Source organism: Streptomyces sp. Y309, from assembly GCF_056712025.1.
This window is the reverse complement of the sequence record NZ_CM160048.1, coordinates 7,691,514-7,717,905: the sequence shown is the minus strand read 5'-3', so window position 1 is coordinate 7,717,905 and position 26,392 is coordinate 7,691,514. Positions and strand designations below refer to the sequence as shown.

The window sequence follows — 26,392 nt, the reverse complement described above, 5'->3', positions numbered from 1 at the left end:
AGACGCCCGGCGGCGGGAAGAAGTGCCCTTGCCCCGCCGCCGGGCTTTCCACACGCTCTGCCGCCACCGGGGCTCGGGTCGCCGTCGAAACAGGCGGTACGGGAGCGCCCCGCAGGGGCGCGGGGCCCTGTCGACATGCGGCTCCGCCGCGCGGGCGCGCTCAGCCAGAACGCAGCCGCAGACGCCATTCCAGCCCGCCCCCAACGGCGCTCACGTACTGAAAAGCTCCTCCTGCGCCGCGTCCCGGGCAGTGAGCAACGCCCCCCGCAAAACCGCCGCGCCGCCCAACGCACTGGCGCGCACCTCCGTCCGCAGCGGGGACATCGCGGCCACCCGCTCCCCCACCCGCCCCGCGAGCACCTCGCCACCGGCCCGCCCGAGCTCGCCGCCGAGCACCACGCACCCGGGGTCGAGGACGGCCGCCACGGACGCCGCGCCGATGGCCACGCGGTCGGCGAGGGTGTCGAGGAACACGGCGTGGCCCTCCTCGACGGCGTGGCGGACCAGTGCGGCGGCGGGCAGTTCGTGCGGTTCCGGCGACTCCTTCAGGCCGTGCTCCGCGGCGAGGTCCTCCACGGCCGCCGAACCGGCGAGCGAGTGGAAGCCACCGTCGCAGGCGGTCGCCGAGGGCAGCCCGCCCGTGCCGGGCACGGGCAGGAAACCGATCTCGCCGGTGCCGCCGGAGGCACCGCGGCGCAGGGTGCCGTCGAGGACGACGGCCGCGCCGGTGCCCGCGCCGAGCCACAGCAGCACGAAGGTGTCGCGGTCGTGCGCGGCGCCGTCGCGCTGCTCGGCGCGCGCGGCCAGGTTGGTCTCGTTCTCCACCAGGACGCGCGCGGGCAGCCGGTCGGTGAGGGCCGCGACCAGGCGGCGGTGCCAGGCGGGCAGGCCCGCCGAGTCGCGCAGGTCGCCGGTCGCCGGGTCGATGAGGCCGGGGGCGCCGACGCCCACCGTGTGCAGCCGGTCGGCCCCGCCCGCGCGGGCCGTGCGCTCGACCAGGGCCACGGCCCGCTCCACGGCCGGTCCAGTCCCGGTGCCGCCGCCGATCGGCACGGACGCCTCCGCGAGCGGCTCGCCGAGCAGATTGGCGACGACCACCGACACGCTCTCGGTGCGCACGTCGAGCGCGGCCAGGTGGGCCCGGTCGGCGACGATGCCGTACACCCGGGCGTTCGGGCCCCGGCGCCGCTCCCCCGTCTCGCCCACCACCGCGATCAGACCGGAGCCCTGCAGGCGCTCGACGAGGTCGGCGACGGAGGGCCGGGACAGCCCGGTGAGCTCCTTCAACTGCCCCGCCGTCAGGGGCCCTTCGCGCTGCAGCAGACGCAGCGCGAGCCGGTCGTTGATGGCCCGAGCGGTGCTCGGTGATGCGGGCATGGCGGGATCCTTCCACAGCGCTCGCGCCGGTCCGTCGGGGCGGCGTCGGCGAAGCGCGCGCTATTCGGTTCCCTGATCCTCTTCTATCAGGCAGGGTTCCTGATAGTTTACTGCGGCGGTCCCGGAGGGGACTGTGAAGGGGCGGAGCGGATGAGTGAGGGGCAGGGCCAAGTGGTTTACGGCAAGCCGCAGTTGAGCCGGGCGCGGCTCGCGGTCGCGGTCATCTTCTGCGTGCACGGCTCGGTCGCCGGATCGTTCGCGACCCGGGTGCCATGGGTCCAGGACCACGCTGACCTGAGCGCCGGCATGCTCGGTCTCGCGCTCGCGTTCCCGGCGATCGGCGCCTCGGTGGCGATGCCGCTCGCAGGCTGGGTGAGCCACCACTTCGGCGCCCGCGCCGCACTGCGCGGGCTGCTGGTGCTGTGGACCCTGGCGCTCACGCTTCCCTCGCTCGCGCCGAACCTGGTCACGCTCTGCGCGGCGCTGTTCGTGTACGGCGCCACGTCCGGCATGGCGGATGTGGCGATGAACGCGCTCGGCGTCGAGATCGAGACCCGCATGGACAAGTCCATCATGTCCGGCCTGCACGGCATGTGGAGCGTGGGCGCCCTGCTCGGCTCGGCGGGCGGCACGGTCGCGGCGCACCTGGGCACGGACGCGCGCGTGCACCACGCGCTGGCCGCCGCGGTGCTCACCGTGGCCGGTCTCATCGCCTGCCAGGGCGTGCTCGACCTGCGCAGCGCGCCGGAGGAGGAGCCGCCGCCGCGCTTCACGCTGCCGCCGAAGTCGGCGCTGCTCATCGGCACGGTCGGCTTCTGCGCCGTGTTCGCGGAAGGGGCGAGCCTGGACTGGTCCGCGGTCTATCTGAAGGACGTGCTCGACTCCTCGGCGGGCCTGGCCGCCGCGTGCACCACGGGCTTCACGCTGACGATGGCCATCGCCCGCCTCGTCGGCGACAAGGTGGTGGACCGGTTCGGCGCGGTACGCACGGTGCGCGTGGGCGGGGCGTTCGCCGCGCTCGGCGGCCTCCTCGTGGTGACGGCGCCGCACGCGGCCCTCGCCATGACCGGCTTCGCGCTGATGGGCCTCGGCATCGCCGTCGTCGTGCCGCTGGCCTTCGCGGCGGCCGGGCGCAGCGGCCCCAACCCCAGCCAGGCCATCGCGGGCGTGGCCACCATCACGTACACGTCGAGCCTGATCGCGCCGTCGGCGATCGGCGCGCTCGCCGACGCGACGAGCCTGGTGGCCTCCTTCGGTCTGGTCACCGTGCTCGCGTGCGGGCTCATGGCGTTCGCCGGGGTGCTGCGCACGGAAGGGCGGGCGTCCGCACAGGCGCCCGCCCCTCAGGCGACGACGGTCGACCGGAAGGGCTGAGGCGGCCTCAGCCCGTGATCGAGTCCAACTGCTCGGCCGCCGGACGCAGCGCCCACAGGTCGCCGCCCGGCGGTGTCTCCAGCTTCGGCACCGCCGCCCTGGCCGCGGCGGAACCGGCGTCGGCGGCGGCGTGCACGATGTCGCTCGCCGCGTACCGCCGGAACTCCAGCTCGGGGTGCGGCCACTTCGCGGCGCCCGTCGCGGCGGGCAGCAGATAGTCGACGGCCTTGAACAGGCTCTGCCCGTCAGGACCTTCGTACGCCCACAGGTTCACGCCGACCCGCCTGCCGATGTCGGCGAGGCGCGCGTACGCGACCAGGTCGAACGTCGAGTAGTGCCAGCTGCGGGTGCGGGTCAGCTCCTGCGGCTGGCTGCCGTCGGCGGCGATCTGCGGGTCGATGCGCTGGGCGCGCGCGTTCAGGACGGTCCTGCGCGCGAGCCGCTTGTCGCCGTTGGCGTACGCGAGGGCGGCGAGCTGCATGTCGTAGAAGGTGCCGTGATTGTTCTTCGCGGCGGCCTCCTGCTTGCCGAACTCGCTGTTCACCAGCCACTTCTGGAAGCTCTTGGTCCAGGCCGACATCGTCGCGCGGTCGGCCTTCGTCCAGCCGGGCGCGCCGGTGCCGAGGATCGCGACGGCGTCGACCACCGACGTGTAGGACTGCGAGAAGTCGATGATGCCGATGGCCCGCCCGTCGTACTTGCAGGGGATGAACTGCCCGTGGTTCAGGTGCGGGTTCATCCGGGTCGCCGGGTCCAGGAACCAGGTGCGCAGGATCTTCGCGGCGTGCTCGGCGTACTTCTTGTCGCCCGTGTAGTACCAGGCGAGGGACAGCTCGTACGTCGAGTCGAAGACGTTCTCCACGTCGCGGCGGTCGGTGCCGGTGTCGACCTCGGGGTTGCGCTCGCCGTCGCGCTGCTCGTACGGACAGCCCCAGGGGTTGTCGGGGGTCTTGGGCTGGGTCGGCCACCAGTAGGGGGCCTGGCTCAGGTAGTCGTGGGGGTCGCCGCTCGGCGCGGGCTTCGGCTTGTCGACGACCGTCCACGGGCCCTTGTCGAGCCATCTGTCCGCGCGGGCCGTCAAGTCCCCCAGGGTCCGGCGGAGTTGGGGGTCGCCCCGGTCGAGCCGCCGTTTGGCGTCGGCCAGGCGCCTGCCGTCGAGGACGGCGGTGTCGGGGACCATGGGCTTCGCGGCGGCCGGGGGCGCCGGGGCGGGAGCCGCCGGGACGGCCGTCACCAGGACGGCGGCGACGGCGGCCGCGGCGGTGAGCAGGGCGCCGATGCGGGTGCGGGCACTCATCACGCTCCAATCAGATACATGAACTCCGTTCAGTGATATGGCCATGTCAACGTACCGCAAGAGCGCCGGAAAGAACCCACCCTGACGTCGCATTAACATGTCGACGCTGATCGTCGACATGACGACACGGCCCGCCCCCTCGACGACCTGGCTCGTCCCTGCGACGACACAGCTCGTCACCCGCGCACAGAAAGCGAACTCACCATGGACCTCGGCGTGCGCTGGAGACTGCACGGGGACGGGCGCACCCCCGCGCCCGGAGCCGTCGTCCGCCCCGATGAACGGCTCTCCTGGCCCCGCACCTTCGGCCTCGGCGCCCAGCACGTGGTGGCGATGTTCGGGGCGTCGTTCGTCGCCCCGGTCCTGATGGGCCTGGACCCGAACCTCGCGATCATGATGTCGGGTGTCGCGACCGTCATCTTCCTGCTCGCGACGCGCGGCCGGGTGCCCAGCTACCTCGGCTGTTCGCTGTCCTTCGTGGGCGTGGCGGCGGTGATCCGGGCGCAGGGCGGCTCCAGCGCGACGGTGACGGGCGCCGTGTTCGTGGTCGGCGCGGCGCTGTTCCTGGTGGGGCTCGCGGTGCGGAAGTTCGGGGCGCGGATCATTCACGTCGCGATGCCGCCGATCGTGACGGGCGCGGTCGTGATGCTGATCGGCTTCAACCTGGCGCCGGTGACGGCCGCGACGTACTGGCCGCAGGACCAGTGGACGGCGCTGCTCGTGATGCTGTTCACCGGTTTGGCCGTGGTGTGCCTGCGCGGTTTCTGGTCGCGCGTCGCGATCTTCCTGGGTCTGATCTTCGGGTACGCGCTGTCCTGGCTCCTGGATGCCGTCTTCGGCAAGATCCACTCGGTGGACGGCTCCGGCAAGCTGACCGACCACTGGCGGCTCGACCTGTCGGCCGTCGGCCACGCGGACTGGATCGGCCTGCCGTCCTTCCACGCGCCGAGCTTCGAGTGGTCGGCGATCCTCGTCGCGCTGCCCGTCGTGATCGCGCTGGTCGCGGAGAACGCGGGCCACGTCAAGGCCGTCGGCGAGATGACCGGCGACCCGCTCGACGACAAGCTCGGCACCGCGATCTCCGCGGACGGCGCCGCGTCGATGCTCTCCACGGCGGTCGGCGGCCCGCCCAACACGACGTACTCGGAGAACATCGGCGTGATGGCCGCGACCCGCGTCTACTCCACCGCCGCCTACTGGGCGGCGGCCGCCTTCGCCCTCCTCTTCGGGCTGTGCCCCAAGTTCGGCGCGGTCGTCGCCGCGATCCCCGGCGGTGTCCTCGGCGGCATCACGGTCATCCTGTACGGCATGATCGGTCTGCTCGGCGCGCAGATCTGGATCAACGCCAAGGTGGACCTGCGCAATCCGCTGAATCTGGTCCCGGCCGCCGCGGGCATCATCATCGGCGTCGGCAACGTCTCGCTGAAGTTCACCGACAACTTCTCCCTCAGCGGCATCGCTCTCGGCACGATCGTCGTCATCACCGGCTACCACGTCCTGGGCGCGTTCGCCCCCGCCCACCTCAGGACCCAGGAGCCACTCCTGGACGAGGGCACGTCCAAGTACGACGACGAGGAGGCGGACAGCCCGTCGAGGGGGTCCCTCCCTGCTCCTTAAGAGCTTGGGGGAGTTTGAGGACGAGGCCCGGAGGGCCGAAAAGGGGGAGAGGGGCGAAGCCCCATAAGGAAGGCGGCCCGCCGCCATCCCCCGTTCCGGGGAAGCGCCAGCCAGCCACCCCCACACGTCGCCCCGCGGCTGGGACCCTGCCCCCATGGCGCAGACCGAGGGGTTGGCCGAGTACGCGCACGCGGTGCGGAAACCCGACGCGGGGCGGGGAGTGGAAGCGGTAGCGGCACGCATGCGTGCCTTAGACGCCTCGTGGCCGCGCGACGACGGCGTCGCCGTCTTCAACCGCGTGTATCTGGCGGTCACGCGCGAGGTCGGCCGGAGCATCGCCGTCGGCCGGTTCCCGGACGCCAGGGCCGCCGTCACCCTCGACGTCCGCTTCGCCGAGCGCTACTTGGCGGCCGTGGACGCGGCCACGGCCGACCGGCTCCCGCCCGCGTGCTGGCGCCCGCTGTTCCAGCTCCGCCGCCACCCCGGCGTACGGGCCCTGCAGTTCGCGCTCGCGGGCATCAACGCGCACATCGGCCACGACCTGGCACTCGCCGTCGTCGACACCTGCCACGCCCTCGGCTGCGAACCGGCGGATCTGGAGGACGAGTTCGACCGGGTCGGCGACATCCTGGTCTCCCTGGAGGAACGCATCCGCGAGGACCTGATGCCGGGCCCCGACCTCTTCCAGGTCGCCGACCCCCTCACCCACCTGCTCGGCTCCTGGAGCCTGGACCGCGCCCGCGACGGGGCGTGGTCGGCGGCCCGCGTGCTGTGGACGGTGCGGGACTTCCCGGGTGTGGCGGAGGAGTTGCGGGGGCGCCTGGACGACGCGGTGGGACTCGTGGGGCGGATGCTGCTCACGCCGCTGCCGGACTGACCGCGGGAACTCCGGTGCCCGTGTGGCACGTTGCCGATCAAGACCCCGTACGCGAAGGAGCCCCGCGATGGCGACCCGACTCGGCCTGAGCCTGCCGCAGATGAAGCACTTCGACCTCGGCCGCGACGTCCCGCTGGTGGCGCGCTGTGCCGAGGAGACCGGATTCGACAGTCTCTGGGTCTTCGAACGCGTCCTGTTCCCCGACGCCCCGGCCCAGGGCTTGTACGGCATCCCCGGCAGGCCCTGGCCCGAGAACTACCGCTCGGTCGCCGATCCCCTGGTCGCACTCACACTCGCCGCCGCGGTCACCGAGCGCGTGCGCCTCGGCACCAGCGTCCTGGTGGCGCCGCTGCACGTACCCTTCCAACTCGCCCGCTCCCTGGCCTCGTTGGACGCGGCGAGCGGCGGGCGCGTGGTCGCGGGCCTCGGCACGGGCTGGTCTCTGGACGAGTACGCGGCGGCGTCGGTGGCGCCGTACGAGGAACGCGGCAGGTTCCTCGACGAGGTGCTCGACGTGTGCCGGGCGGTGTGGGGTCCGGACCCGGTCGCGTACGAAGGGACATGGACGACTATCACCCCGTCCGAGGTCGGGCCGAAGCCGGCCCGGCCCATCCCCGTGCTGCTGCCCGCGAGCAGCCCGCGTGCCGCACGCAGGCTTGTGGACCACGCCGACGGCTGGATGCCCGTCGCGTCCGGCGCCGCGCGCCTGGCCGAGCAGTCGCGGCAGCTCGAGGACCTGGCCGCCGAGCGCGGCCGTACGTCCCCGATCAGCAACGTCCTGCGCGCCAACACGCGGTACACGCCGAAGGCGTACGACGGCCCCGACCGCTCCCCCTTCCAGGGAAACGTCGAGCAGATCGTCGACGACCTGGTGGCGCATGCCGAGGCCGGAGCGGAGGAGATCCTTGTCGACCTCCAGGCGAGCGTGCGCGACGCGCGGGAGCTGAGCGACGTGGCCGCCGAGGTGCACGCGGCGGCGCGAGCGGCCGGGATCTGAGGGCCCGGGGCCCCGCGGCGGGGCCCCGGAGTCCGCTCAGTCCTCCGGCAGCTCCACCGGCGCGATCTCGTCGTACAGGTCGCCGGGCCCGGGGTTCGTCGCGTCCGTCCCGCCGCCGAGGTGATGCATGACGCCCCACACGGCGTTCAGCGCGGTCGTCACGGCGCCCTCGGCCCAGCCGGCCGTCCAGGAGATGTCGTCGCCCGCGAGGAAGATGCCGCGCTTGTCCTCGGGGAGGCGGTCCTGCATGAAGTGGGTGAACAGGCGCCGCTGGTAGCGGTAGTGGCCCGGCAGGTTCGCCTTGAAGGCGCCCATGAAGTAGGGCTCGTTCTCCCAGGACACCGTCACCGGGTTGCCGATGATGTGCTTGCGGATGTCGACGTTCGGATAGATCTCGCCGAGCGACTTGAGCATGACTTCCATGCGCTCGTTCGCCGACAGCGGCAGCCACTTGAGGCTGTCGTCGCACCAGGTGTAGGAGAGGCAGATGACGGCGGGCTTGTCCGGCCCGTCGTCGAGCAGGTAGGTGCCGCGCGTCATCCGGTCGGTGAGCGTCATCGACATCACGTCACGGCCCGTCTCCTCGTCCTTGTCCAGCCAGAACGGCCGGTCCACGGGCACGAAGAGCTTGGAGGACTCCATGTAGTGGGTCCGCTCCATCGCCGTCCAGTGGTCGATGGGGAAGAGCGAGTCGTCGCACTCGATCTTGGAGAGCAGCATCCAGGACTGGGCGGTGAAGATCGCCGCCTGGTAGGTGCGGATGTCGCCCGACGCGTCGGTGATGGTGACGCGGTTCCCCGCGGTGCGGTCCAGGCGCGTCACGGCGGGCTTCGGCTCGCCGCCCTCGTGCAGGGACTTCAGCGACGTACCGAGCGGCCAGTGCACGATCTTCTGCGGCTCGCGGTCCCACAGGCGCAGCGGGAGCTGCTGGCTGCCGCCGACGATGCCGCGGTGGTGGTCGTCGGCCTCGGTGTAGACGACGCGCAGGATCTCCAGGATGGAGTTCGGGAAGTCGGTGTCCCAGCCACCGGTGCCGAAGCCGACCTGGCCGAAGATCTCGCGGTGCCGGAAGGACTTGAACGCCTCGGACTCGCAGAGGAAGCCGTAGAAGGTCTGGTTGTCGAGCTTCTCGACGAGCTGCGACCAGATCTCGCGGATCTTCGGGACGTCGCGCTCGCGCAGGGCGCGGTTCATGTCGGAGAAGTCGGCGCCCTCCTCCAGACAGGCGTTCCAGGCGTTCATCACGTCGCGGTAGACCTGCGGAAGGTCGTCGACGGACGTCGCGTAGTGGGACTCGCCCTTGAGGTCGACGACCGTCGAAGGGGTCGACTCCGCGAGCGGGTTGGGGAAGGGCCGGGTCTCGAGGCCCACCAGGTCGATGTAGTGCTGCAGCGCCGTCGAGGACGGCGGGAACCGCATCGCGCCCATCTCGGCGGTCAGCGACGGGTCGCAGCCCTCGAAGCCGACGGTGCGCAGCCGGCCGCCGATCTGGTCGGCCTCGTACACGACGGGCTTGAGGCCCATCTTCATGAGTTCGTACGCGGCCACGATGCCGGACAGGCCGCCGCCGATGACGGCGACTTCGGTGCCGTGCTCGGTCGCGGGTATCTGGCCGAGGCCCGCGGGGTGCGCGAGGAAATCGTCGTACGCGTAGGGGAAGTCCGGCCCGAACATGGTGATCGGCGGCTGCGCGTCGGTGTGCTGGACGGCGTTGGGCACCGTGGACGTCATGGGGTACGGACTCCTTGCGGGAACGGCAGATCAGGGGAAGCAGAAGAAGAGGGGCCGCTCGGGCCACCCTCAGGTCAGGGACCCGTACAAGCCGGGGCGGCGGTCGCTCAGATAGGGGTTGGCCGCGCGCGAGGCGGCCAGGAAGGCCGGGTCCGCGTCGGCGAACACCAGCTCCTCGCCACGCCCGGCACGCGCGCGGGCGACCCCGTCGGGCCCGGCGAGCGCGGACAGGCCGACGAACTCGAACTCGCCCTCGGGGCCGACGCGGTTGACGTACGCCACGTACAGCTGGTTCTCGAAGGCGCGCACCGGCACGACGGACTCGGCGACGAACTGGAAGGGGTGCATCTGCGCCGTCGGGACGAGCAGCAGGTCGGTGCCCGCGAGGGCGTGCGCGCGGACGTTCTCCGGGAACTCCACGTCGTAGCAGATCATCAGGCCGATCCGCAGACCCTCCAACTCGGCCTGGACGACGGCCTGTTCGCCGGGCGTGAAGTGGTCGCGCTCGAAGCAGCCGAAGAGGTGGGTCTTGCGGTAGTTGGCAAGGCGTGCGCCGTCCCCGCCGATGAGCTGGACGGAGTTGAAGACCTGCTCGCCCGCCCGCTCCGGGTAGCCGTACGCGACGGCGAGCCCGTGGCGTACGGCGATGTCGGCGATCGCGTCCGCGGCCTCGCCGTCGGCGGGCTCGGCCAAGCGGGGCACGTCGTCGCCGATCGCGTAGCCCGTCAGGAACATCTCGGGCGTCACGAGCAGCCGGGCGCCCGCCGAGGCGGCACGCTCCGCCGCTTCCTCCAGAACCTTGAGGTTGGCGGCGACGGAGCCGGGACGCCCCGAGCTCTGGAGCAGGGCTGTGCGCAGCGGCGGCATGGCTGACCTCAGGGCGTGTGCGGAGGGGCAGGGAGGGGCGACAAAAGGCGTCAGGGGTTCGCAAAGACGGTACGTTCCGCGGCCGTGACCCGGCAAGGCGCGACCGTTGCGCCGCTCCGGGCGATCTGTTGCGCGTGGGGCGGTGGCGGCGGCGATTCATTGCGTGCCGTCCACGGCCCTGGTGGTGCGGGGTGGCTCAGTCCCCGGGGGCATGCCCGGCGGCGGCTCCTCCCCCGCGCGGCGGAAGCACAGAGCAGCCCTGGGCCGGACGCCCGAAGGCCCCCTGCCACGGGATGGTGATCTCACCCGGAAACGCCGGGTGAACAGCCCGAACGAAAGACGGAGGGCTTCCCGTGAGCCGCATCACCTTCACCCGCAACCGTGCCCTGGCCGTGGGCGCCGCGCTTCTGATCACCGCCGGCGCGGCCGGAATGGCCGTGGCGTCCGGCGAGGACGTCACGCACCCCGGCAAGAAGGTGGGCAGGCACGCCTCAGACAAGGCCGAACCCCGCGAGGCGGCCGCGCTGACCGGCAAGGCCAAGCTGTTCCGCAAGACGACGGAGGACGTGACGTTCACGTTCGACGCGCATCTGGCCAAGAAGGACGTGAAGCGTCCGGACAAGGCGACCGGCACCTTCAAGTTCGTGCACCTGGACAAGCCGGGCGGCAAGGGCGGCTGGGCCAAGGGCCGCATCGACTGCCTGGTGACCGGCGGCAAGGTGGCCACGACGACCGGCGTCATCACCGAGACCAACCTGAAGGAGATCAAGGGCGGCCGCGTCGGCTTCAGCGTCCACGACCAGGGCAAGCACGACCGCGTCGGCTACAGCTGGGCGGCGACGGGCGCCCCCACCGGCGACAAGAAACTGACGAAGTGCAACAGCGCGGCCCCGTTCGAAAAGGTCAAGAAGGGCACGGGCGACTTCAAGGTGCTGCCGTGGCACCCGGTATACCCGACGAACTAGCCGAACCTGCCGGCCGGGGCCAGGCTGGCGCCAAAGGGGCGCGGGGCTGTGTCGATATGCGGCTCCGCCGCGTGGGCGCGACCAGCCCCCACGCACCCGCAGCCGCGAGGCAACCGAACCACGCACCCCGCTAGGCGGGCGACCCCGAAGAAAACCTCCGCATAAGCGGCGAGAGAACCAGCACAGACTTGGTGCGCTCAACAAACGGCTCCCCAGCAATCCGCTCAAGCACCCGCTCGAAGTGCCGCATGTCCGAGGCGAAGACCTGAACGATCGCGTCCGCCTCACCGGTAACGGTGGAGGCGGACGCGATCTCCGGGTAACGCTCCAGACCCCGCTGAATCGCCTCCGGCGAGGTATTCCGGCGACAGTAGATCTCGATGAACCCCTCGGTCTCCCAGCCGAGCGCGGCCGGATCGACGCGGACCGTGAAGCCGGTGATCGCTCCGGTGGCCCGCAGCCGGTCCACGCGCCGTTTCACGGCGGGCGCGGACAGGCCGACGAGCTGGCCGATGTCGGCGTAGGAGCGGCGGGCGTCCTCGGCGAGGGCGTGCACGATGCGTTCGTCGAGATCGTTCAGTCGCACAGGGGGTCGTTCACTTCTCTGCGTGTCACTTCACCGCGGGAACCTCTGCGGTCTCAGTGGTCCCGGCAGTCTCCAGACGGGAGCGGCGCATCCCGTACAGGAAGTAGAACACGAGGCCGACGGCCATCCAGACACCGAAGACCACCCAGGTGACGGAGTCGAGGTTGAACATGTTGTACGCGCAGAAGCCGAAGCCGAGGACCGGGAAGAGCCAGCCGAGCGGCACCCGGAAGGTGCGCGGCATGTCCGGCCGGGTCCGGCGCAGCACGATCACGGCGATGTTGACCAGGCCGAAGGCGAAGAGCGTACCGATGCTGGTGGCGTCGACGAGCTTGCCGAGCGGGATGACGGAGGCCAGCGCGCCGCAGAACAGCGACACGATGACGGTGTTCACGCGGGGCGTGCCGGTCTTGCCGCTGACCTTGGCGAACTGCTTGGGGACGAGACCGTCGCGGGACATCGCGAACAGCACGCGGGTCTGGCCGTAGAGGACGGTCAGGACGACGCTGGCGATGGAGATGACCGCGCCGGCCGCGAGCAGGGTGCCCCAGAAGGTCTGGCCGCTGACGTCGTTCATGATCGCGGTCAGCGAGGCCTCGGAGCCCTCGAAGTCCTTCCAGTTCCAGGCGCCGACGGCGACGGCGGCGACCAGGACGTACAGCGCGGTGACGATGATCAGCGAGAGCATGATCGCGCGGGGCAGGTCGCGCTGCGGGTTCTTGGCCTCCTCACCGGCGGTGGAGGCGGCGTCGAAGCCGATGTACGAGAAGAACAGGCTCGCTCCGGCGGCGCTGACGCCGGCCACGCCCAGCGGCATGAAGTCGGCGTAGTTGCCGGACTTGAAGCCGGTGAAGCCGACGGCGCAGAACAGCACTAGGGCCACGATCTTCACGATGACCATGATCGTGTTGGCGCGGGCGGACTCCTTGGCGCCGCCGAGCAGGAAGACCATGGCGAGCAGCACCACGATCAGGCCGGGCAGATTGATGATCGCGCCGTCGACCTCGCCGGGCGCCGCGGAGAGAGCGTCCGGGATGGTGACACCGATGGTGCCGTCGAGCAGCTCGTTCAGGTACTCGCCCCAGCCGACGGCGACGGCCGCGACCGACACGCCGTACTCGAGCACCAGGCACCAGCCGCAGACCCAGGCGACGAGTTCGCCCATGGTTGCGTATGCGTACGAGTACGAGGATCCGGCGACCGGTATGGAGCCGGCCAGCTCCGCGTACGAGAGGGCGGAGAAGAGCGCGGTGAGGCCGGCGATGACGAACGACACCGTCACGGCGGGGCCGGCCTTGGGGACGCTCTCGCCGAGCACCACGAAAATGCCGGTGCCGAGCGTCGCACCGATGCTGATCATGGTCAGCTGCCACATGCCGAGGGTCCGCCGCAGCGAGCCGCCCTCGCCCTGGCCGCCCTCGGCGACCAGGCTTTCCACCGGCTTGCGCCGCATCAGTCGAGTGCCGAGGCCCACCGTGCCCGGAGGGCTGGGGCGGGTCTGCGGGGGTGCGCCCTGATCGAGCACGCGCTGGCTCCTTCATTGCTGCCGGTCGAGGTGGCAGGGAGCCGCGGCGGTCCACACAGAAAACGGGAACCACCGAGCAGGCAGTCCCCGCCACGCCACGTACAGCGCCTGACTCTATGAGGTGCGGTTCCCGCCCGTAATGCAGCAACGTTGCGCATCCACACAAGATCGTTGCGTACGACGCGACTGAGCGCGTGTTCGTTGCGCCGTCCGTTTAGTCCGTTGCGTTCCAGAGGGAAAAGACGAAGCGGCGGGCCGCGCCCCAAAAGGGGCGCGGCCCGCCGCTTCGCTTAAGGGGCGCGGGGCTGTGTTCATATGCGGCTCCGCCGCGTGGGCGCGACCAGCCCCCACAACCCGCAGCCAAATAACGGCCCCGCACAGCGCAGCGCCTAGCTCCAGCTGGCGTGCAACGGCTTACCCTCGGCGTAACCGGCGGCACTCTGAATGCCGACGGTCGCCTTCTCGGCGAACTCCGCCAGGGAGGCGGCGCCCGCGTAGGTGCAGGAGGAGCGGACGCCCGCGATGATCGAGTCGATCAGGTCCTCGACGCCGGGCCGGGCCGGGTCCAGGAACATCCGGGAGTGCGAGATGCCCTCCTCGAACACCGCCTTGCGGGCGCGGTCGTAGGCCGACTCCTCGCTGGTGCGGTTGCGCACGGCGCGGGCCGACGCCATGCCGAACGACTCCTTGTACAGGCGGCCGTCGGCGTCCTGCTGGAGGTCGCCCGGGGACTCGTACGTCCCCGCGAACCAGGAGCCGATCATGACGTTCGACGCGCCGGCGGCCAGCGCCATGGCGACGTCGCGCGGGTGCCGGACTCCGCCGTCGGCCCACACGTGCTTGCCGAACTTCTTGGCCTCGGCGGCGCATTCGAGGACCGCGGAGAACTGCGGGCGGCCCACGCCGGTCATCATGCGCGTGGTGCACATGGCGCCGGGCCCGACGCCCACCTTGATGATGTCGGCGCCGGCCTCGATCAGGTCGCGCACGCCCTCGGCGGCGACGATGTTGCCCGCGACGATCGGCACCTGCGGGTCGAGCGCGCGTACGGCCTTGACCGCGGTGATCATCGACTCCTGGTGGCCGTGCGCGGTGTCCACGACGAGCGTGTCGACGCCCGCGTCGAGGAGCTGCTTGGCCTTGCCCGCCACGTCGCCGTTGATGCCGACGGCGGCCGCGATGCGGAGCTTGCCCTGGGCGTCCACGGCCGGGGTGTAGAGGGTCGCGCGCAGGGCGCCGGTGCGGGTGAGGATGCCGGCGAGGCGGCCGTCCTTGTCCACCGCGGGGGCGTAGCGGCGGTTGGCGCCGTCCAGCTTGTTGAAGGCGTCGCGCGGGTCGATGTCCGCGTCGAGGAGCAGCAGGTCCTTGGACATGACCTCGGAGAGCTGCGTGAAGCGGTCGACGCCGGTCAGGTCGGCGTCCGTGACGACGCCGACCGGCCTGCGGTCGCCGTCCACGACGACGCCCGCGTTGTGGGCGCGCTTGGGCAGCAGCGCGAGGGCGTCCGCGACGGTCTGCGTGGGGTCGAGGACGATCGGGGTGTCGAGCACGTGGTGGCGCGTCTTCACCCAGGTGATGACGTCCGTGACCACCTCGATCGGGATGTCCTGCGGAATGACGACGAGGCCGCCGCGGCGGGCGACGGTCTCGGCCATGCGGCGGCCCGCGATCGCGGTCATGTTGGCGACGACCAGCGGGATCGTCGTGCCCGTGCCGTCCGGCGACGCGAGGTCGACGCCCTGGCGCGAGCCCACGGCGGAACGCCTCGGCACCATGAAGACGTCGTCGTACGTCAGGTCGTACGCGGGCTGGATGTCATTGAGGAAACGCACGTGCTGCTCATCCCAGTCGATCAGAGGTGGCCCCCGAACAGGACAGCCGGGGGAAAAGCACGTACTTCATTGTCCCATGCCGCGGGGATTGCACCGCCTGGGACGATCCCCCAGACGACCCGCGAAGGCGCTGGTCGGATCCTCCAAGCACGCACAGCGAGTGCCTCAGCCGGCCGACGGCCCCACCACGAGCACGACCTCCAGGCCCGCCTCCGGCCCCTGCCGCTGCTTCCCTTGCGCCTGCTCCCGCCAGTACGCGACCGCGTCGGCGAACACCTCCTGCGCGACGGCCCACTCGCCGGGGGCCTGGTCCGCGTACTCCCGCCAACCGGAGACGACGAGCAGCCGCCCCCGCTCGCCGGGCGCCCAGGACAGGTCGGCGAGGCAGTCGGCGAGCGCGTCCCAGTTGCGCCCGAACCAGTCGGGCAGCGTCAGCGCCGTGGCGCACCGGTCCATGAAGGCCGCCTTGTCGCGCACGCCGGTCAGGTCGAGCGCGAGCGTGGACCAGCCGGTGCCTCGCACGGCGTCGAGGACGGGCGCGAGCGCCCCGCCCTCGGGTACCTGATCCGCACTGTCAGCCGTCGTCACGGCGTCGCCTCCCTCGTCTCAGCACCGCTCATCTCAGCACCGTCGTCTCAGTACTGCTCGGTACCGCTCATCTCAGCACCGCTCTGAACGACGCGTAATGATCGTCCGTGTAGTACGTCTCGCCCTCGCGGCCGGTCACGATGCGCCGGGCCCCGCGGTCGCGCTCTCCCGGTGTGCGGACGGTGTACTCGCGGTAGTAGCCGCGCGCCTTGCGCGGCAGCTCGCCCTCGAAGTTGCCGAAGACGCTGCCGTCCTTCCGGTACGGGAAGGGCCCGCCCTCGTCGATGAGGCGCAGCGTCCGCCGTGCCTCGGCGGGCAGCCGACGGGCCTCGACGGTCTCCATGCCGCGCGCCCACGCGGGCGTCGACGCCGCGTCGCCCGTGGCGCTCCGCTCTTCCGTGCCGCACCCCGTCACCAGGACGGCGAGGCAGATCAGAAGTGCGCCCAGCGGACGGCCCAGGGACCGGAAGATCATGCGCCCGATGCTGTCACAGCTTCCGCGCACCGGCGCGCGCCGACGGCCACGCGCCGGTCACCACCCTCACCGTCCGCACCCACACCGTCCGCACCCCACCGCCCGCCCGCACCCCGTGCCTCGTACCCCCGCCGCGGACCAGCGGACCAGCCACGGACCAGCGAACTAGTCGTCCGGATCCGCCCGGTCCAGCGCGGGCCGCGGCGCCGACCCCGCGACCAGGAGCTGGTCCGCCGCGGCCGTGTCCGTGACCAGGCTGGTGACCAGACCGGACCGCAGCACCGCGTCGATCGCGGCGGCCTTGCGCTGGCCCCCGGCGATCGCGACGACCTCTGGGATGCGGCGGAGCCGGTCCGCCTCGACGGTGATGCACCGCTCTCCCAGGTCGCGCCCGACCCGGCGCCCCTCCGCGTCGAAGAGGTGCGCCGACATCTCCGCGGCGACGCCGAGCGAGGCGTAGTGCGCGCGCTCCTCGTCGGTGAGCATGTCGTGGACCGTGGAGATGCCCGGCTCCCAGGAGCCGATGGACACGGCGGCGACGGTGACCTTGTCGAAGTACTCGAAGGCCCGCGCGATCCCCGTCTGGTGGCGCAGCGCGGTGGCCGTGGCCGCGTCCGGGAGGAGCATCGGCGCGTAGATCGGGTGGGCGTCGCCGCCGGAGACCTGCGCGGCCCGCCGGACCGCCTCCACCGAGCCGCGCTCCGCGGTCCCGGCGTCGTACACCCCCGTGAGCTGCACGACCGTGCACGGCGGCAGCACATCGAGCGCGGCCGCCATGTGGATGGTCGAGCGCCCCCAGGCGAGGCCGAGCACGTCGCCCTCGTTGACCAGCTCGCCGAGGAGGCCGGCCGCGACCTCGCCGAGGTTCTCCGGGTCGGGCGAATCCTCGATGTCCTCCGTGGCGGCCGGGGACTCGACGACGACGGCGTGCCGCAGGCCGTAGCGGGCGCGGAGCGCGTCGGAGCGCTCGGCGTCCAGCTCCGCGGGGACGCGGATCTCGATCCGTACAAGGTCACGTTCGAGAGCGGTCTCCAGGACCCGCGCCACCTTGAAGCGGCTGACGCCGAACTCCTCGGCGATCTGGATCTTGGATTTGCCCTCGAGATAGAAGCGGCGGGCCATGGCCGCCGCCTGCACCAGCTCCGCGGGTCCCATCCGCATGGCTGACCGACCCGCCGACATGGCCGACACGGCGCTCTCCTCACTGCTGTTCACAACATACGTACACCTGGATTCGCTGTTCATCCTTGCAGATCCGGCGTACTTGATCAGCCCTGATGGGCCGCGTTCACGTTCCCGTGGCCAAGCCGTCGGCCGCGCGGCGGCCCCGTCGTGCCCGCCGTACGGCTCAGTGGCCGCACGCCCACCCGGCGGACGCCGTGGCCGACTCGGCCTGGGTGCGCAGTGCACGTACCGCCTCTGCCGGGTCGTTCGCCCCGTACACCGCCGATCCGGCGACGAAGACGTCGGCGCCCGCCTCGGCGCAGCGCTCGATGGTGGCGGCCGAGACCCCGCCGTCGACCTGGAGCCACAGCTCAAGCCCGTGCTTGCTGATGAGCTCACGGGTGCGGCGGATCTTGGGGAGCATGATGTCGAGGAAGGACTGGCCGCCGAAGCCGGGCTCGACGGTCATGATCAGGAGCATGTCGAGCTCGGGCAGCAGGTCCTCGTACGGCTCGATGGGCGTCGCCGGCTTCAGTGCCATGGAGGCGCGGGCGCCCTTCGCCCGGATCTCGCGCGCCAGCCGCACGGGCGCCGCGGCCGCCTCCACGTGGAAGGTGACCGATCCGGCGCCCGCTTCGACGTACTGCGGCGCCCAGCGATCTGCGTCCTCAATCATCAGATGGCAGTCCAGGGGCGTGTCCGTCGCCCGTGCCAGGGACTCTACGACCGGCACCCCCAGGGTGAGGTTCGGTACGAAGTGGTTGTCCATGACGTCGACATGAAGCCAATCCGCGCCCTGAACGGCCCGCGCCTCCTCGGCGAGGCGGGCGAAGTCGGCGGAGAGGATGCTGGGGTTGATCTGCACGGCCATGCCCCAAGCCTGCCATGCCCCGCGGTGGTTGCCCCCTGCGGTCCCGCCAAGGTCACGTGGGGGCGCACTCGGGGTGTGAAAGCGACCTCCCCGGCCCGCGCACCCCGTGCCATGCTGGCCGTCCACCGGCAGCGCGTAGGGCGGCAGGGGGACAGCCATGCCCAGGACTCGGTCTGGTACTCGATCGGACGAGAAGCGGCAGGCACGCCAGGGAGTGGCCTGGCTGGTCTGCGGGCGGCGCACCAAGTGGCTGGTGCTCGTGTTCTGGCTGGTGGCCCTGGTCGTGGCCGCCCCGCTGGCCCAGAAACTCACCGACACCCAGGACAACACCACCTCGTCCTGGGTGCCGCGGTCCGCCGAGTCGACCCAAGTCCTGGACGCCTCCGAGGGGTTCAGGCCCGAGACCATGCCCATGGTCGTCCTGTACGCCCGCGAGGACGGCCCGCTGACCGGCGCCGACCGGGAGCGGATCGCGGACGGCGTGAGCGGGATCAAGCAGCTGCGCTCGCACTGGATCCGCGGCGACGAGACCCGCGGCCCGGCCTTCGACAAGACGGGCGACGCGGCCGACCGGGCGCAGGCGGCGCAGGTGTACGTGCCGCTCACCATGAACAACGACACCTGGAACGACCTGCCGGACGCCGTCGACGACGTCAAGGACGAGGTGGGCGGCGACAAGGACGGCCTGGACGTGTACGTCACCGGGCCCGCCGGCGTCTCGGCCGACCTCGCCGAGGCCTTCGCCGACATCGACTCGACGCTGCTGCTCGCCGCGGGCACGGTCGTGGTGGTGGCCCTGCTGATCACCTACCGCAGCCCGATCCTGCTGTTCGTCCCGCTGATCTCGGTGTTCGTGTCGCTGTACGGCGCGCAGGCGCTGATCTATCTGCTCGCCGAGCACGCGGGCCTCACCGTCAACGGCCAGAGCGCGGGCATCCTCACCGTCCTTGTCTTCGGCGCGGGCACGGACTACGCGCTGCTCCTCGTCGCCCGGTACCGGGAGGAGCTGCGCCGGCACGAGGACCGGCACGAGGCGATGGCCCTGGCGCTGCACCGCGCGGGGCCCGCCGTGCTCGCGTCGGGCGCGACCGTCGTACTGAGCATGCTGGTGCTGCTCACCGCCGAGATGAACTCCACGCGCGGGCTCGGTCCCGTCGCGGCGATCGGCGTCGGGGTGGGGCTGCTCGCCATGCTGTCGCTGTTCCCCGCCCTGTTGGTGATCTGCGGCCGCTGGCTGTTCTGGCCGATGATCCCGCACGTCGGCTCGTCCGACCCGGCCGAGCGGGGCATGTGGGCGCGCATGGGCCGCCGGATCGCCGTCCGCCCCCGGCTGACCTGGGTCGCCACCTCCCTGGCGCTCGCGGTCCTCGCCCTCGGCCTGATCCAGTTGCGCGCGGCCGGGGTCAGCAACGAGGACGCCTTCATCGACAAGCCGGACTCGGTCACCGGTCAGGAGGTGAAGGCCGACTACTTCCCGGCGGGCACCGGCGATCCGCTGGTCGTCGTCGCGGACAAGGCGCAGGCGGCCGACGTCCGCCGCGCCGTGGCGGACACCCGGGGCGTGCAGCGGGGCACCGTCGGCGTACCGCCGGGGACGAAGGCCGAACACGACGGTCAGGTGCTGTTCGAGGCGACCCTCACCGATCCCTCGGACGGCCAGGACGCCAAGGACACGGTGGAGCGGGTGCGTGACGCCGTGCACGCCGTGCCGGGCGCGGACGCGCGGGTGGGCGGCGGCACGGCGACGCTGCTCGACATGGACAAGGCGACCATCCACGACGACAAGCTGGTCATTCCGCTGGTCCTGCTGGTCGTGCTGCTCATCCTCGGCGTACTGCTGCGCGCCGTGGTGGCTCCGCTGCTGCTGATCGGGACGGTCATCGTGTCGTTCTCGGCGGCCCTCGGCATCAGCGCGCTCGTGTTCCGCCACATCTTCGACTTCCCCGGCGAGTCCACGGACTTCCCGCTGTTCGTCTTCGTCTTCCTCGTGGCGCTCGGCATCGACTACAACATCTTCCTGTCGACCCGTATCCGCGAGGAGGCGGCCCACCAGGGCACCCACCGCGGCGTGCTGACCGGCCTGGCCGCGACCGGCTCGGTCATCACCTCGGCGGGCCTGGTCCTCGCGGGCACCTTCGCCGTCCTCGGCACGATCCCGATGGTGGCATTCGTAGAGATCGGCTTCGCGGTCGCACTCGGCGTCCTCCTGGACACCTTCATCGTCCGCTCGATCCTGGTCACGTCCCTGTTCCTGGACGTGGGCCCGAAGGTGTGGTGGCCGAACAAGCTGGCACGCAAGACCGACGCCGGTATTTCAAGCCCGTCCGGCGATTGAGGACGAGGCCGTTCAGGCCGATGGCTCACCCCGTACGCCGAATGACCGCCAGATACATCGCATCCGTACCATGCACATGCGGCCACAACTGCACATCGGGCCCGTCCCCGAGCGCCGGCACCCCGGGCATCAACTCCCGCGCGTCCACCAGCTCCACGGCGGCCCCCCACTGCTTGAGCACGTCGTCGACGACGGCCCGCGTCTCGGCGAGATGCGGCGAACACGTGGCGTACCCGACGACGCCCCCGACCCGCACGGACTCCAACGCCGTCCGCAACAGCGCACGTTGCAAAGGCGCGAACCCTTCCAGGTCCTCCGGCCGTCGCCGCCACCGCGCCTCCGGCCGCCGCCGCAACGCCCCAAGTCCCGTGCACGGCACGTCCATCAGCACCCGGTCAAAGGTCCCCGGCTGCCACGGCGGCCGGGTCCCGTCGGCGGCGACGACCTGGTAGGGGCCGGGGTTTCCGGCCAGGGCCTGGCCCACGAGGCGGGCCCGGTGCGGCTGCTTCTCGGCGGCGAGCAGCACGGCCCCGCGCTCGGCCGCGAGCCCGGCGAGCATGGCGGCCTTGCCGCCGGGCCCGGCGCACCCGTCGAGCCACTTCTCGTCGCGTCCTTCGAGCGGAGCGTTCGCGAGTGCGACCGCCACCAACTGGCTTCCCTCGTCCTGGACCCCGGCCCGACCCTCGCGGACCAGGTCCAGGGATCCCGGTTCGCCGCCCTCGCTGAGCCGTACGGCGTACGGCGACCAGCGGCCCGGAAGCGCCGAGTCCGCGTCCAGCGAGCCGAGCAGCTCGTCGGCGGTGGACCGCCCCGGCCGCGCCACCAGCGTGACCTCGGGACGCTCGTTGTCGGCGTCGAGCAGGTCCTCGATCCCGGCGCGTCCGCCGCCGAGCGAGTCCCACAGCGCGGAGACGACCCAGCGCGGATGGGAGTGCACGATCGCGAGATGGTCCTCGGGGTCCTCGTCGTAGGGCGGCGCGACCTTCTCCAGCCAGCCGTCGAGGTCGTCCTGCGCCACCTTCCGCAGCACCGCGTTCACGAACTTGGCCCGCCCGTCGCCGAGCACGACCCGCGCCAGCTCCACGGACGCGGACACGGCGGCGTGCGAGGGGATGCGGGTGCCGAGGAGCTGGTGGACGCCCAGGTTCAGTACGTCGAGGACGGGCGGGTCGACCTCGCGCAGCGGCCGGTCGATGCAGGCGGCGACGATCGCGTCGTACGTCCCCTGCCGGCGCAGCGTCCCGTACACGAGCTCCGTGGCGAGGGCCGCGTCCCGCGCGTCGAACTTCTCCGGACCCTCCTTCTCGCGCGCCTTGCGCAGCAGGGGTGGCAGCACGAGGTTCGCGTACGCGTCGCGCTCGTCGACGGCCCGCAGCGCCTCGAAGGCGAGGATGCGGACGGGGTCCTTCTGCGGGCGGCGGTACGGCTTGTGAGGCTTGCCGGACTTCCCGGGGCCGCCTTGGGATCCGGGCCTGCCCTGGCCTCCGGACTTGCCCTGGGTACGGGGACGCCGGCTCGGCTGGTCGTTCAAAGGTGCTCCGCTGCTGGTGATGGGGCGAACCATGCCAGCGTACGTCGCCCGCGCGGTGGCACGCGCTACGCCCCGAGCCGCTCCCCGGAGGTGATCCGCGCCCCGCGCGCCCAGTCGGCGGCGGCCATCGGCTTCTTGCCCTGCGCCTGGACCCACAGCAGTTCCACGGCGTACGAACCCGTGCCCACGTACAGGTTCTTCTTGCCGGCGGCGATCTCGCCGGGCGCGAGGTCGGTGCGGTCGGGCACGGGGGTGGCCTGGATCAGCTTGAGGCGCTCGCCGCGGAAGACGGTCCACGCGCCCGGCGCGGGCGTGCAGCCGCGGACCACGCGGTCCACCCGCAGCGCGGGCGCCGACCAGTCGATGTGCGCGTCCTCGACGGTGATCTTCGGCGCGATGCTGACGCCGTCGGCGGGCTGCGGCACGGCGGTCAGCGAGCCGTCCTCGATGCCGTCCATGGTCGCGGCGAGCAGTCCGGCCCCCGCGAACGCGAGCCGCGTCAGCAGGTCACCGCTGGTGTCGGTGGCCCGGATCTCCTCGGTGACCGTGCCGTACACCGGGCCGGAGTCCAGGCCCTCCTCGATCAGGAAGGTGGAGGCACCGGTGATCTCGTCCCCGGCCATGATCGCGTGCTGCACGGGTGCGGCACCGCGCCAGGCGGGCAGCAGCGAGAAGTGCAGATTCACCCAGCCGTGGGCCGGGATCTCCAACGCGGACTTCGGCAGCAGCGCGCCGTAGGCCACCACCGGGCAGCAGTCCGGCGCGATCTCCCGCAGCCTCGCCTGGAACGCCTCGTCGCGCGGCTTCGCGGGCTTCAGGACCTCGATCCCGGCCTCCTCCGCGCGCTCGGCCACCGGGCTCGCGACCAGCCTGCGGCCACGGCCCGCGGGGGCGTCGGGGCGGGTCACGACGGCGGCCACCTCGTGCCTGCCGGAGGCGATCAGGGCGTCCAGGGCGGGGACGGCGACCTCGGGGGTGCCTGCGAAGACCAGCTTCACTGGTGGGGTACTCCGGTTCTCTGGGGGTCCGTGGGCGGCGACGCACCAGTCTATGGGCCCTGCCCAGAGGTTTCCCGGGGGCGTACGCATGGGTGTGCGCCCTGTGCATATGCGCATACGCCCCTGGACCGTGACCCCTCACGACGTAGCGCGTTGGTCAAGAAAAAGTTGACCACAACGGGCCGCACACGCGGCCCGCTCCTCATTGCACAGGACCGCCGACCCCCGCTCCCCGTTTCTTCCCGGTCCCCGTCCCCCGTTCCCCCCGTTCACTCATCCAACCCGATCCCTCAACCCCCGATCCCTCAACGCCGGTTCGAGAGGCTTGTTCATGGCCGACCACGCAACCCACGACGCCCAGGCACGGGCCAGCCTGCACCTGCTGGTGCGGGACATCGAGCGGGTCCGCCGGCAGGTGGACGCACTGCGCACCCTCACCGCCCAGCTCGGCAACGTCTACCGCCCGCGCCGCTCCAGCCCCTCCGCGGGCTTCGTCGTGTACGGACGCGCGCCCGCTCCGACCGTCCGCCTGGCCCAGGAACTGCGGGACAGCGTCGAGACGCTGGTGACCGCGGCAGTCGACTTCGACCGCTCACTCGGCTTCTCGTGGGACGCGGTGGGCTCCGCGCTCGGCGTCACCAAGCAGGCCGTGCACCGCCGCTACGGCGCCCGCCGCGCCACCACGGCCCAGACCGCCGCCGAACCCGAGCGCGCGGCCGAGCCGACCCCCACCGCCACCCGCACGGTCCCCGTGGGCGCCCCCATGCCGTCCGTCCCCGCGGCCCGCGCCATGCCGACCCAGCCGACAGCGGGCAGCACCGGCCTCCGCGACGACATGCGGCCCGGCGCCTTCCCCGGCCCGCGCAACGGCTGACCCCCGGCGGCTGCCACCTGCCCCTTGCCCGCAACGGGCGGGGGCAGCCGCGTTTTCTGGCGGGGCGCCTATGTGAGCGTGCTGTGCCCGCGGGCCGGGCACGGAGGCCCACGGAGGCCGCTTATGCGCTTCGGTGGATGTGCGATGCGAAATCTGCGGGCCGGTGGGGGCTGGTCGCGCAGTTCCCCGCGCCCCTTCGGGGCGCTCGTACCTCAGGACCTGAGAGTGGTCAGGCCCGAAGTCCCCCCGCCCCTCCGGCAAGCCCGCTCACCCGATGTCCAGGGGATCAATCCGCACCCGCACCGCCGCCTGCTGCCCCAATCCCCGTGCCATCCGCGCGGCCTGCGCCGTCTTCAGGGCGTGGGCCAGGGCCGCGCCGCTGCCGGGCGGGACCCGCACCAAGGCTCGCGACCAGTGCTCGCCGGGCGGTGCGTCCCCGGCCCGCCGGGGCCGGCCGGTCTCGGCGGTGGCGACCGGCACCGGACCCAACACCTCGGCGTCCGGCGGCAGTTCGGCGGCGCCCAGGAACTCCGACAGCGCGTCCGGTGGCCCCGTCACCGACGCCATCCGCGACACCGGCGGAAACCCCAGCTCCGCCCGCTCGGCCAGCTCCCGCACCGCGTGCCCCACCGGATCCCACCGCACCAGCGCCTGCACCGGCCGCAGCGTGGGCTCAGCGACGATCACCACCGTGCCGCCCGCGCCCTGGTCGCGTACCAGCGCAGCGGCGCCGATCCAGCGCCGCAGCGCGTCCTCACCCGCCCGCAGATCGGGTCGGCCGAGCATCGCCCAGCCGTCGAGCAGCAGCGCGGCCGCGTAACCACCCTCGGCGACCGGCTCCGCGCCCGGCGTGCTCACCACGAGCGCGGGCGCGCCGCCCACCGTGTCAAGGACCTGCTCGCGCCCGGACGTCCGCACCGGCACCGCGGGAAACGCCCGCCCCAGCTCCTCCGCGGTCCGGCGCGCCCCCACGACCTGCGCCCGCAGCCGGAAACCGCCGCACTCGGGGCAGTGCCAGGCCCCCTCGCCACGCCCGCACCACGCACAGCGCAGCGTGCCGTCGTCCCGGGCCTCCAGCGGCCCCGCGCACTGCCGGCACCGCGCGGGCTCCCGGCACCGCTCGCACGCGAGCCGCGGCACATACCCACGCCGGGGCACCTGCACCAGGACGGGCCCGTGCTTCAACCCCTCGCGGGCGGCCTGCCACGCCAGGGTGGGCAGCCGGGCGGCCCGCGCCGCCTCGTCGCGCGCGAGGTCCCCGTCCCCCACGGTCCGTACGAGCGGGGCGGCGGCCCGCACCTGATCGCGGCCGGCGACCATCGGCGCCGCCCAGCCGCTCTCCACGAGCTGCGCGGCCTCGACCGTGCAGCCCCAACTGCCCAGCAGGAAGCCGCACTTGTCACGTGAGGCACGCAACTCGAGCACTTCGCGCACATGCGGAAACGGAGCGTTCTCATCCGCATGGCTCGCGTCGCCGTCGTCCCACACCACGACGAGCCCGAGGTCGCGCACCGGGGCGAACATGGCCGCGCGCGTCCCGACGACGGCCCGCACGGCACCGCGCCGCACGGCCAGCCACTCCCGATACCGCCGCTCCTGCCCCGCGTCGGCGGTCAGGAGGGCGTGCTGCCCCTCGCCAAGGCGCTCCCGCAGGGCCGCGTCGACGCGCGCGGCGGGCCGCCCCGCCGGCACGACGACGAGGGCGCCGCGCCCCGAGGCGAGCGTGGCCTGCACGGCCAGGGCGATCTCGTCGGCCCACTGCGGCCCCGGCAGCGCCGTCCACACGGCCCGCGGCGCACCGCCCGAGGCGAGCGCCGCCACGAACTCCGCGCCGCGCGCGTACCGCCGCCACGATCCGGGCTCGGGGGCCGGGGGCGGCGGGCCCGCGGGAGGCGAGGGGCGGGACTCGGCGCGGGCGTGCCGCGGCGGCACCGCCAGCTGCAGCACGTCGGCGAGACTGCCCGCGTACCGGTCGGCGACGGCGCGGGCGAGCCCCAACAGCTCTTCGTCCAGGACCGGTTCCGGCGAGACGACCTGGGCGAGGGCTGCCAGCGGCCCGCCGTAGTCCGACTCGGCGCACCGCTCGACGACGAACCCGTCGATGAGCCCGCCGCCCTCGCGCCGCCCGCCCCGCACATTCCGCGACCCGGCCCCGAACCGCACCCGCACCCGCACCCCCGGCTGCGCGGCCTCGTCCAGCTCCTCCGGCACGGCATAGTCGAAATACCGGTCGAGATGCAGCACGCCCTTGTCGACGACGACCCGCGCCACCGGCAACTCCTTGGCCAGCGCGGCCCCCCGCCACGTACGCGGCTTCGCCTTGGGCGCCTTGGCCTTCCGCACACTCTCCCGAATGAGCGCAAGCTGCTCGGGCACGGCGCCCTCCGCACCACCCGACTGACCGTTCTCGCTGCTCACAGCCAAATTCCTACCAGACGCGACTGACAGCGCCGACCTGAGCAGGGACGATCGCCGGCCCGCCGGTCCTGCCGACCGGACATGGAACGAGGC

General features: G+C 72.3%; 21 protein-coding genes. 7 read left to right on the top strand and 14 right to left on the bottom strand.

The window, feature by feature from the left end; translation table 11 throughout:
- Nucleotides 1-210: 210 nt before the first annotated feature.
- Entirely contained in the window at nucleotides 211-1,377 is a 1,167-nt protein-coding gene (locus AC0KTA_RS32160) for an ROK family transcriptional regulator (RefSeq protein WP_481051709.1), read from the bottom strand.
- A 150-nt stretch (nucleotides 1,378-1,527) separates the two neighbouring features.
- On the opposite strand from AC0KTA_RS32160, the gene AC0KTA_RS32155 reads away from it, so the two are divergent.
- Entirely contained in the window at nucleotides 1,528-2,751 is a 1,224-nt protein-coding gene (locus tag AC0KTA_RS32155) for an MFS transporter (protein ID WP_481051708.1), read from the top strand.
- A 7-nt stretch (nucleotides 2,752-2,758) separates the two neighbouring features.
- On the opposite strand, the gene AC0KTA_RS32150 is transcribed toward AC0KTA_RS32155, so the two are convergent.
- A complete protein-coding gene (locus AC0KTA_RS32150; protein WP_481051707.1) occupies nucleotides 2,759-4,048 on the bottom strand; it encodes an alginate lyase family protein in 1,290 nt (429 codons plus the stop codon).
- 204 nt (nucleotides 4,049-4,252) lie between these two features.
- Here AC0KTA_RS32150 and AC0KTA_RS32145 point away from each other — a divergent pair, with 204 nt between their 5' ends.
- From AC0KTA_RS32145 to AC0KTA_RS32135, 3 genes are all read left to right on the top strand, one after another.
- Nucleotides 4,253-5,665 carry a uracil-xanthine permease family protein gene (locus AC0KTA_RS32145; RefSeq protein WP_481051706.1) on the top strand — a complete coding sequence of 471 codons (1,413 nt, stop codon included), beginning with the start codon at nucleotides 4,253-4,255 and terminating at the stop codon, nucleotides 5,663-5,665.
- A 154-nt stretch (nucleotides 5,666-5,819) separates the two neighbouring features.
- Nucleotides 5,820-6,542 (top strand): DUF5995 family protein, encoded by a 723-nt coding sequence (locus tag AC0KTA_RS32140; RefSeq protein ID WP_481051705.1) that lies wholly within the window; start codon nucleotides 5,820-5,822, stop codon nucleotides 6,540-6,542.
- A 67-nt stretch (nucleotides 6,543-6,609) separates the two neighbouring features.
- Nucleotides 6,610-7,539, top strand: a complete 930-nt coding sequence (locus AC0KTA_RS32135; RefSeq protein ID WP_481051704.1) for an LLM class F420-dependent oxidoreductase — start codon at nucleotides 6,610-6,612, stop codon at nucleotides 7,537-7,539.
- Between the two features lie 36 nt (nucleotides 7,540-7,575).
- On the opposite strand, the gene AC0KTA_RS32130 is transcribed toward AC0KTA_RS32135, so the two are convergent.
- Both AC0KTA_RS32130 and AC0KTA_RS32125 read right to left on the bottom strand, forming a co-directional pair.
- Nucleotides 7,576-9,270, bottom strand: a complete 1,695-nt coding sequence (locus AC0KTA_RS32130) for a flavin monoamine oxidase family protein (RefSeq protein WP_481051703.1) — start codon at nucleotides 9,268-9,270, stop codon at nucleotides 7,576-7,578.
- Nucleotides 9,271-9,339: 69 nt separating this feature from the next.
- Nucleotides 9,340-10,137 (bottom strand): carbon-nitrogen hydrolase family protein, encoded by a 798-nt coding sequence (locus AC0KTA_RS32125; protein WP_481051702.1) that lies wholly within the window; start codon nucleotides 10,135-10,137, stop codon nucleotides 9,340-9,342.
- A gap of 353 nt (nucleotides 10,138-10,490) precedes the next feature.
- On the opposite strand from AC0KTA_RS32125, the gene AC0KTA_RS32120 reads away from it, so the two are divergent.
- A complete protein-coding gene (locus tag AC0KTA_RS32120) occupies nucleotides 10,491-11,102 on the top strand; it encodes a Repetin (RefSeq protein ID WP_481051701.1) in 612 nt (203 codons plus the stop codon).
- Between the two features lie 130 nt (nucleotides 11,103-11,232).
- Here AC0KTA_RS32120 and AC0KTA_RS32115 read toward each other — a convergent pair whose 3' ends face one another.
- From AC0KTA_RS32115 to rpe, 7 genes are all read right to left on the bottom strand, one after another.
- The gene (locus tag AC0KTA_RS32115; RefSeq protein WP_481051700.1) at nucleotides 11,233-11,688 is read right to left on the bottom strand and encodes an Lrp/AsnC family transcriptional regulator; all 456 of its coding nucleotides are present in this window, start codon (nucleotides 11,686-11,688) and stop codon (nucleotides 11,233-11,235) included.
- Between the two features lie 25 nt (nucleotides 11,689-11,713).
- Nucleotides 11,714-13,213 carry an amino acid permease gene (locus AC0KTA_RS32110; RefSeq protein ID WP_481051699.1) on the bottom strand — a complete coding sequence of 500 codons (1,500 nt, stop codon included), beginning with the start codon at nucleotides 13,211-13,213 and terminating at the stop codon, nucleotides 11,714-11,716.
- Between the two features lie 389 nt (nucleotides 13,214-13,602).
- A complete protein-coding gene (locus tag AC0KTA_RS32105; protein ID WP_481051698.1) occupies nucleotides 13,603-15,045 on the bottom strand; it encodes a GuaB1 family IMP dehydrogenase-related protein in 1,443 nt (480 codons plus the stop codon).
- Between the two features lie 165 nt (nucleotides 15,046-15,210).
- On the bottom strand, nucleotides 15,211-15,633 hold the full coding sequence (locus AC0KTA_RS32100) for a barstar family protein (protein ID WP_481051697.1): 423 nt from the start codon (nucleotides 15,631-15,633) through the stop codon (nucleotides 15,211-15,213).
- Nucleotides 15,634-15,700: 67 nt separating this feature from the next.
- Nucleotides 15,701-16,108 (bottom strand): guanyl-specific ribonuclease, encoded by a 408-nt coding sequence (locus tag AC0KTA_RS32095; RefSeq protein ID WP_481051696.1) that lies wholly within the window; start codon nucleotides 16,106-16,108, stop codon nucleotides 15,701-15,703.
- Between the two features lie 165 nt (nucleotides 16,109-16,273).
- A complete protein-coding gene (locus tag AC0KTA_RS32090; RefSeq protein ID WP_481051695.1) occupies nucleotides 16,274-17,323 on the bottom strand; it encodes a sugar-binding transcriptional regulator in 1,050 nt (349 codons plus the stop codon).
- Nucleotides 17,324-17,456: 133 nt separating this feature from the next.
- Entirely contained in the window at nucleotides 17,457-18,143 is a 687-nt protein-coding gene (gene rpe, locus AC0KTA_RS32085; RefSeq protein ID WP_481051694.1) for a ribulose-phosphate 3-epimerase, read from the bottom strand.
- Nucleotides 18,144-18,300: 157 nt separating this feature from the next.
- Here rpe and AC0KTA_RS32080 point away from each other — a divergent pair, with 157 nt between their 5' ends.
- On the top strand, nucleotides 18,301-20,478 hold the full coding sequence (locus tag AC0KTA_RS32080) for an MMPL family transporter (protein WP_481051693.1): 2,178 nt from the start codon (nucleotides 18,301-18,303) through the stop codon (nucleotides 20,476-20,478).
- Nucleotides 20,479-20,503: 25 nt separating this feature from the next.
- On the opposite strand, the gene AC0KTA_RS32075 is transcribed toward AC0KTA_RS32080, so the two are convergent.
- Both AC0KTA_RS32075 and fmt read right to left on the bottom strand, forming a co-directional pair.
- The gene (locus AC0KTA_RS32075) at nucleotides 20,504-22,009 is read right to left on the bottom strand and encodes an RsmB/NOP family class I SAM-dependent RNA methyltransferase (protein ID WP_481051692.1); all 1,506 of its coding nucleotides are present in this window, start codon (nucleotides 22,007-22,009) and stop codon (nucleotides 20,504-20,506) included.
- Nucleotides 22,010-22,074: 65 nt separating this feature from the next.
- The gene (gene fmt, locus AC0KTA_RS32070) at nucleotides 22,075-23,007 is read right to left on the bottom strand and encodes a methionyl-tRNA formyltransferase (RefSeq protein ID WP_481051691.1); all 933 of its coding nucleotides are present in this window, start codon (nucleotides 23,005-23,007) and stop codon (nucleotides 22,075-22,077) included.
- 331 nt (nucleotides 23,008-23,338) lie between these two features.
- Here fmt and AC0KTA_RS32065 point away from each other — a divergent pair, with 331 nt between their 5' ends.
- On the top strand, nucleotides 23,339-23,881 hold the full coding sequence (locus AC0KTA_RS32065) for a hypothetical protein (RefSeq protein WP_481051690.1): 543 nt from the start codon (nucleotides 23,339-23,341) through the stop codon (nucleotides 23,879-23,881).
- 267 nt (nucleotides 23,882-24,148) lie between these two features.
- On the opposite strand, the gene AC0KTA_RS32060 is transcribed toward AC0KTA_RS32065, so the two are convergent.
- A complete protein-coding gene (locus AC0KTA_RS32060; RefSeq protein ID WP_481051689.1) occupies nucleotides 24,149-26,299 on the bottom strand; it encodes a primosomal protein N' in 2,151 nt (716 codons plus the stop codon).
- Between the last annotated feature and the right edge of the window lie 93 nt (nucleotides 26,300-26,392).

Bases quoted from the DNA above. Each gene is read 5' to 3' on its own strand.
- AC0KTA_RS32135 (WP_481051704.1), top strand. From the start codon at position 6,610: ATGGCGACCCGACTCGGCCTGAGCCTGCCGCAGATGAAGCACTTCGAC.
- AC0KTA_RS32065 (WP_481051690.1), top strand. From the start codon at position 23,339: ATGGCCGACCACGCAACCCACGACGCCCAGGCACGGGCCAGCCTGCAC.
- AC0KTA_RS32125 (WP_481051702.1), bottom strand. From the start codon at position 10,137: ATGCCGCCGCTGCGCACAGCCCTGCTCCAGAGCTCGGGGCGTCCCGGC.
- AC0KTA_RS32130 (WP_481051703.1), bottom strand. From the start codon at position 9,270: ATGACGTCCACGGTGCCCAACGCCGTCCAGCACACCGACGCGCAGCCG.
- AC0KTA_RS32155 (WP_481051708.1), top strand. From the start codon at position 1,528: ATGAGTGAGGGGCAGGGCCAAGTGGTTTACGGCAAGCCGCAGTTGAGC.
- AC0KTA_RS32150 (WP_481051707.1), bottom strand. From the start codon at position 4,048: ATGAGTGCCCGCACCCGCATCGGCGCCCTGCTCACCGCCGCGGCCGCC.
- rpe (WP_481051694.1), bottom strand. From the start codon at position 18,143: ATGGCCGTGCAGATCAACCCCAGCATCCTCTCCGCCGACTTCGCCCGC.
- AC0KTA_RS32160 (WP_481051709.1), bottom strand. From the start codon at position 1,377: ATGCCCGCATCACCGAGCACCGCTCGGGCCATCAACGACCGGCTCGCG.
- AC0KTA_RS32145 (WP_481051706.1), top strand. From the start codon at position 4,253: ATGGACCTCGGCGTGCGCTGGAGACTGCACGGGGACGGGCGCACCCCC.
- AC0KTA_RS32140 (WP_481051705.1), top strand. From the start codon at position 5,820: ATGGCGCAGACCGAGGGGTTGGCCGAGTACGCGCACGCGGTGCGGAAA.
- AC0KTA_RS32095 (WP_481051696.1), bottom strand. From the start codon at position 16,108: ATGATCTTCCGGTCCCTGGGCCGTCCGCTGGGCGCACTTCTGATCTGC.
- AC0KTA_RS32080 (WP_481051693.1), top strand. From the start codon at position 18,301: ATGCCCAGGACTCGGTCTGGTACTCGATCGGACGAGAAGCGGCAGGCA.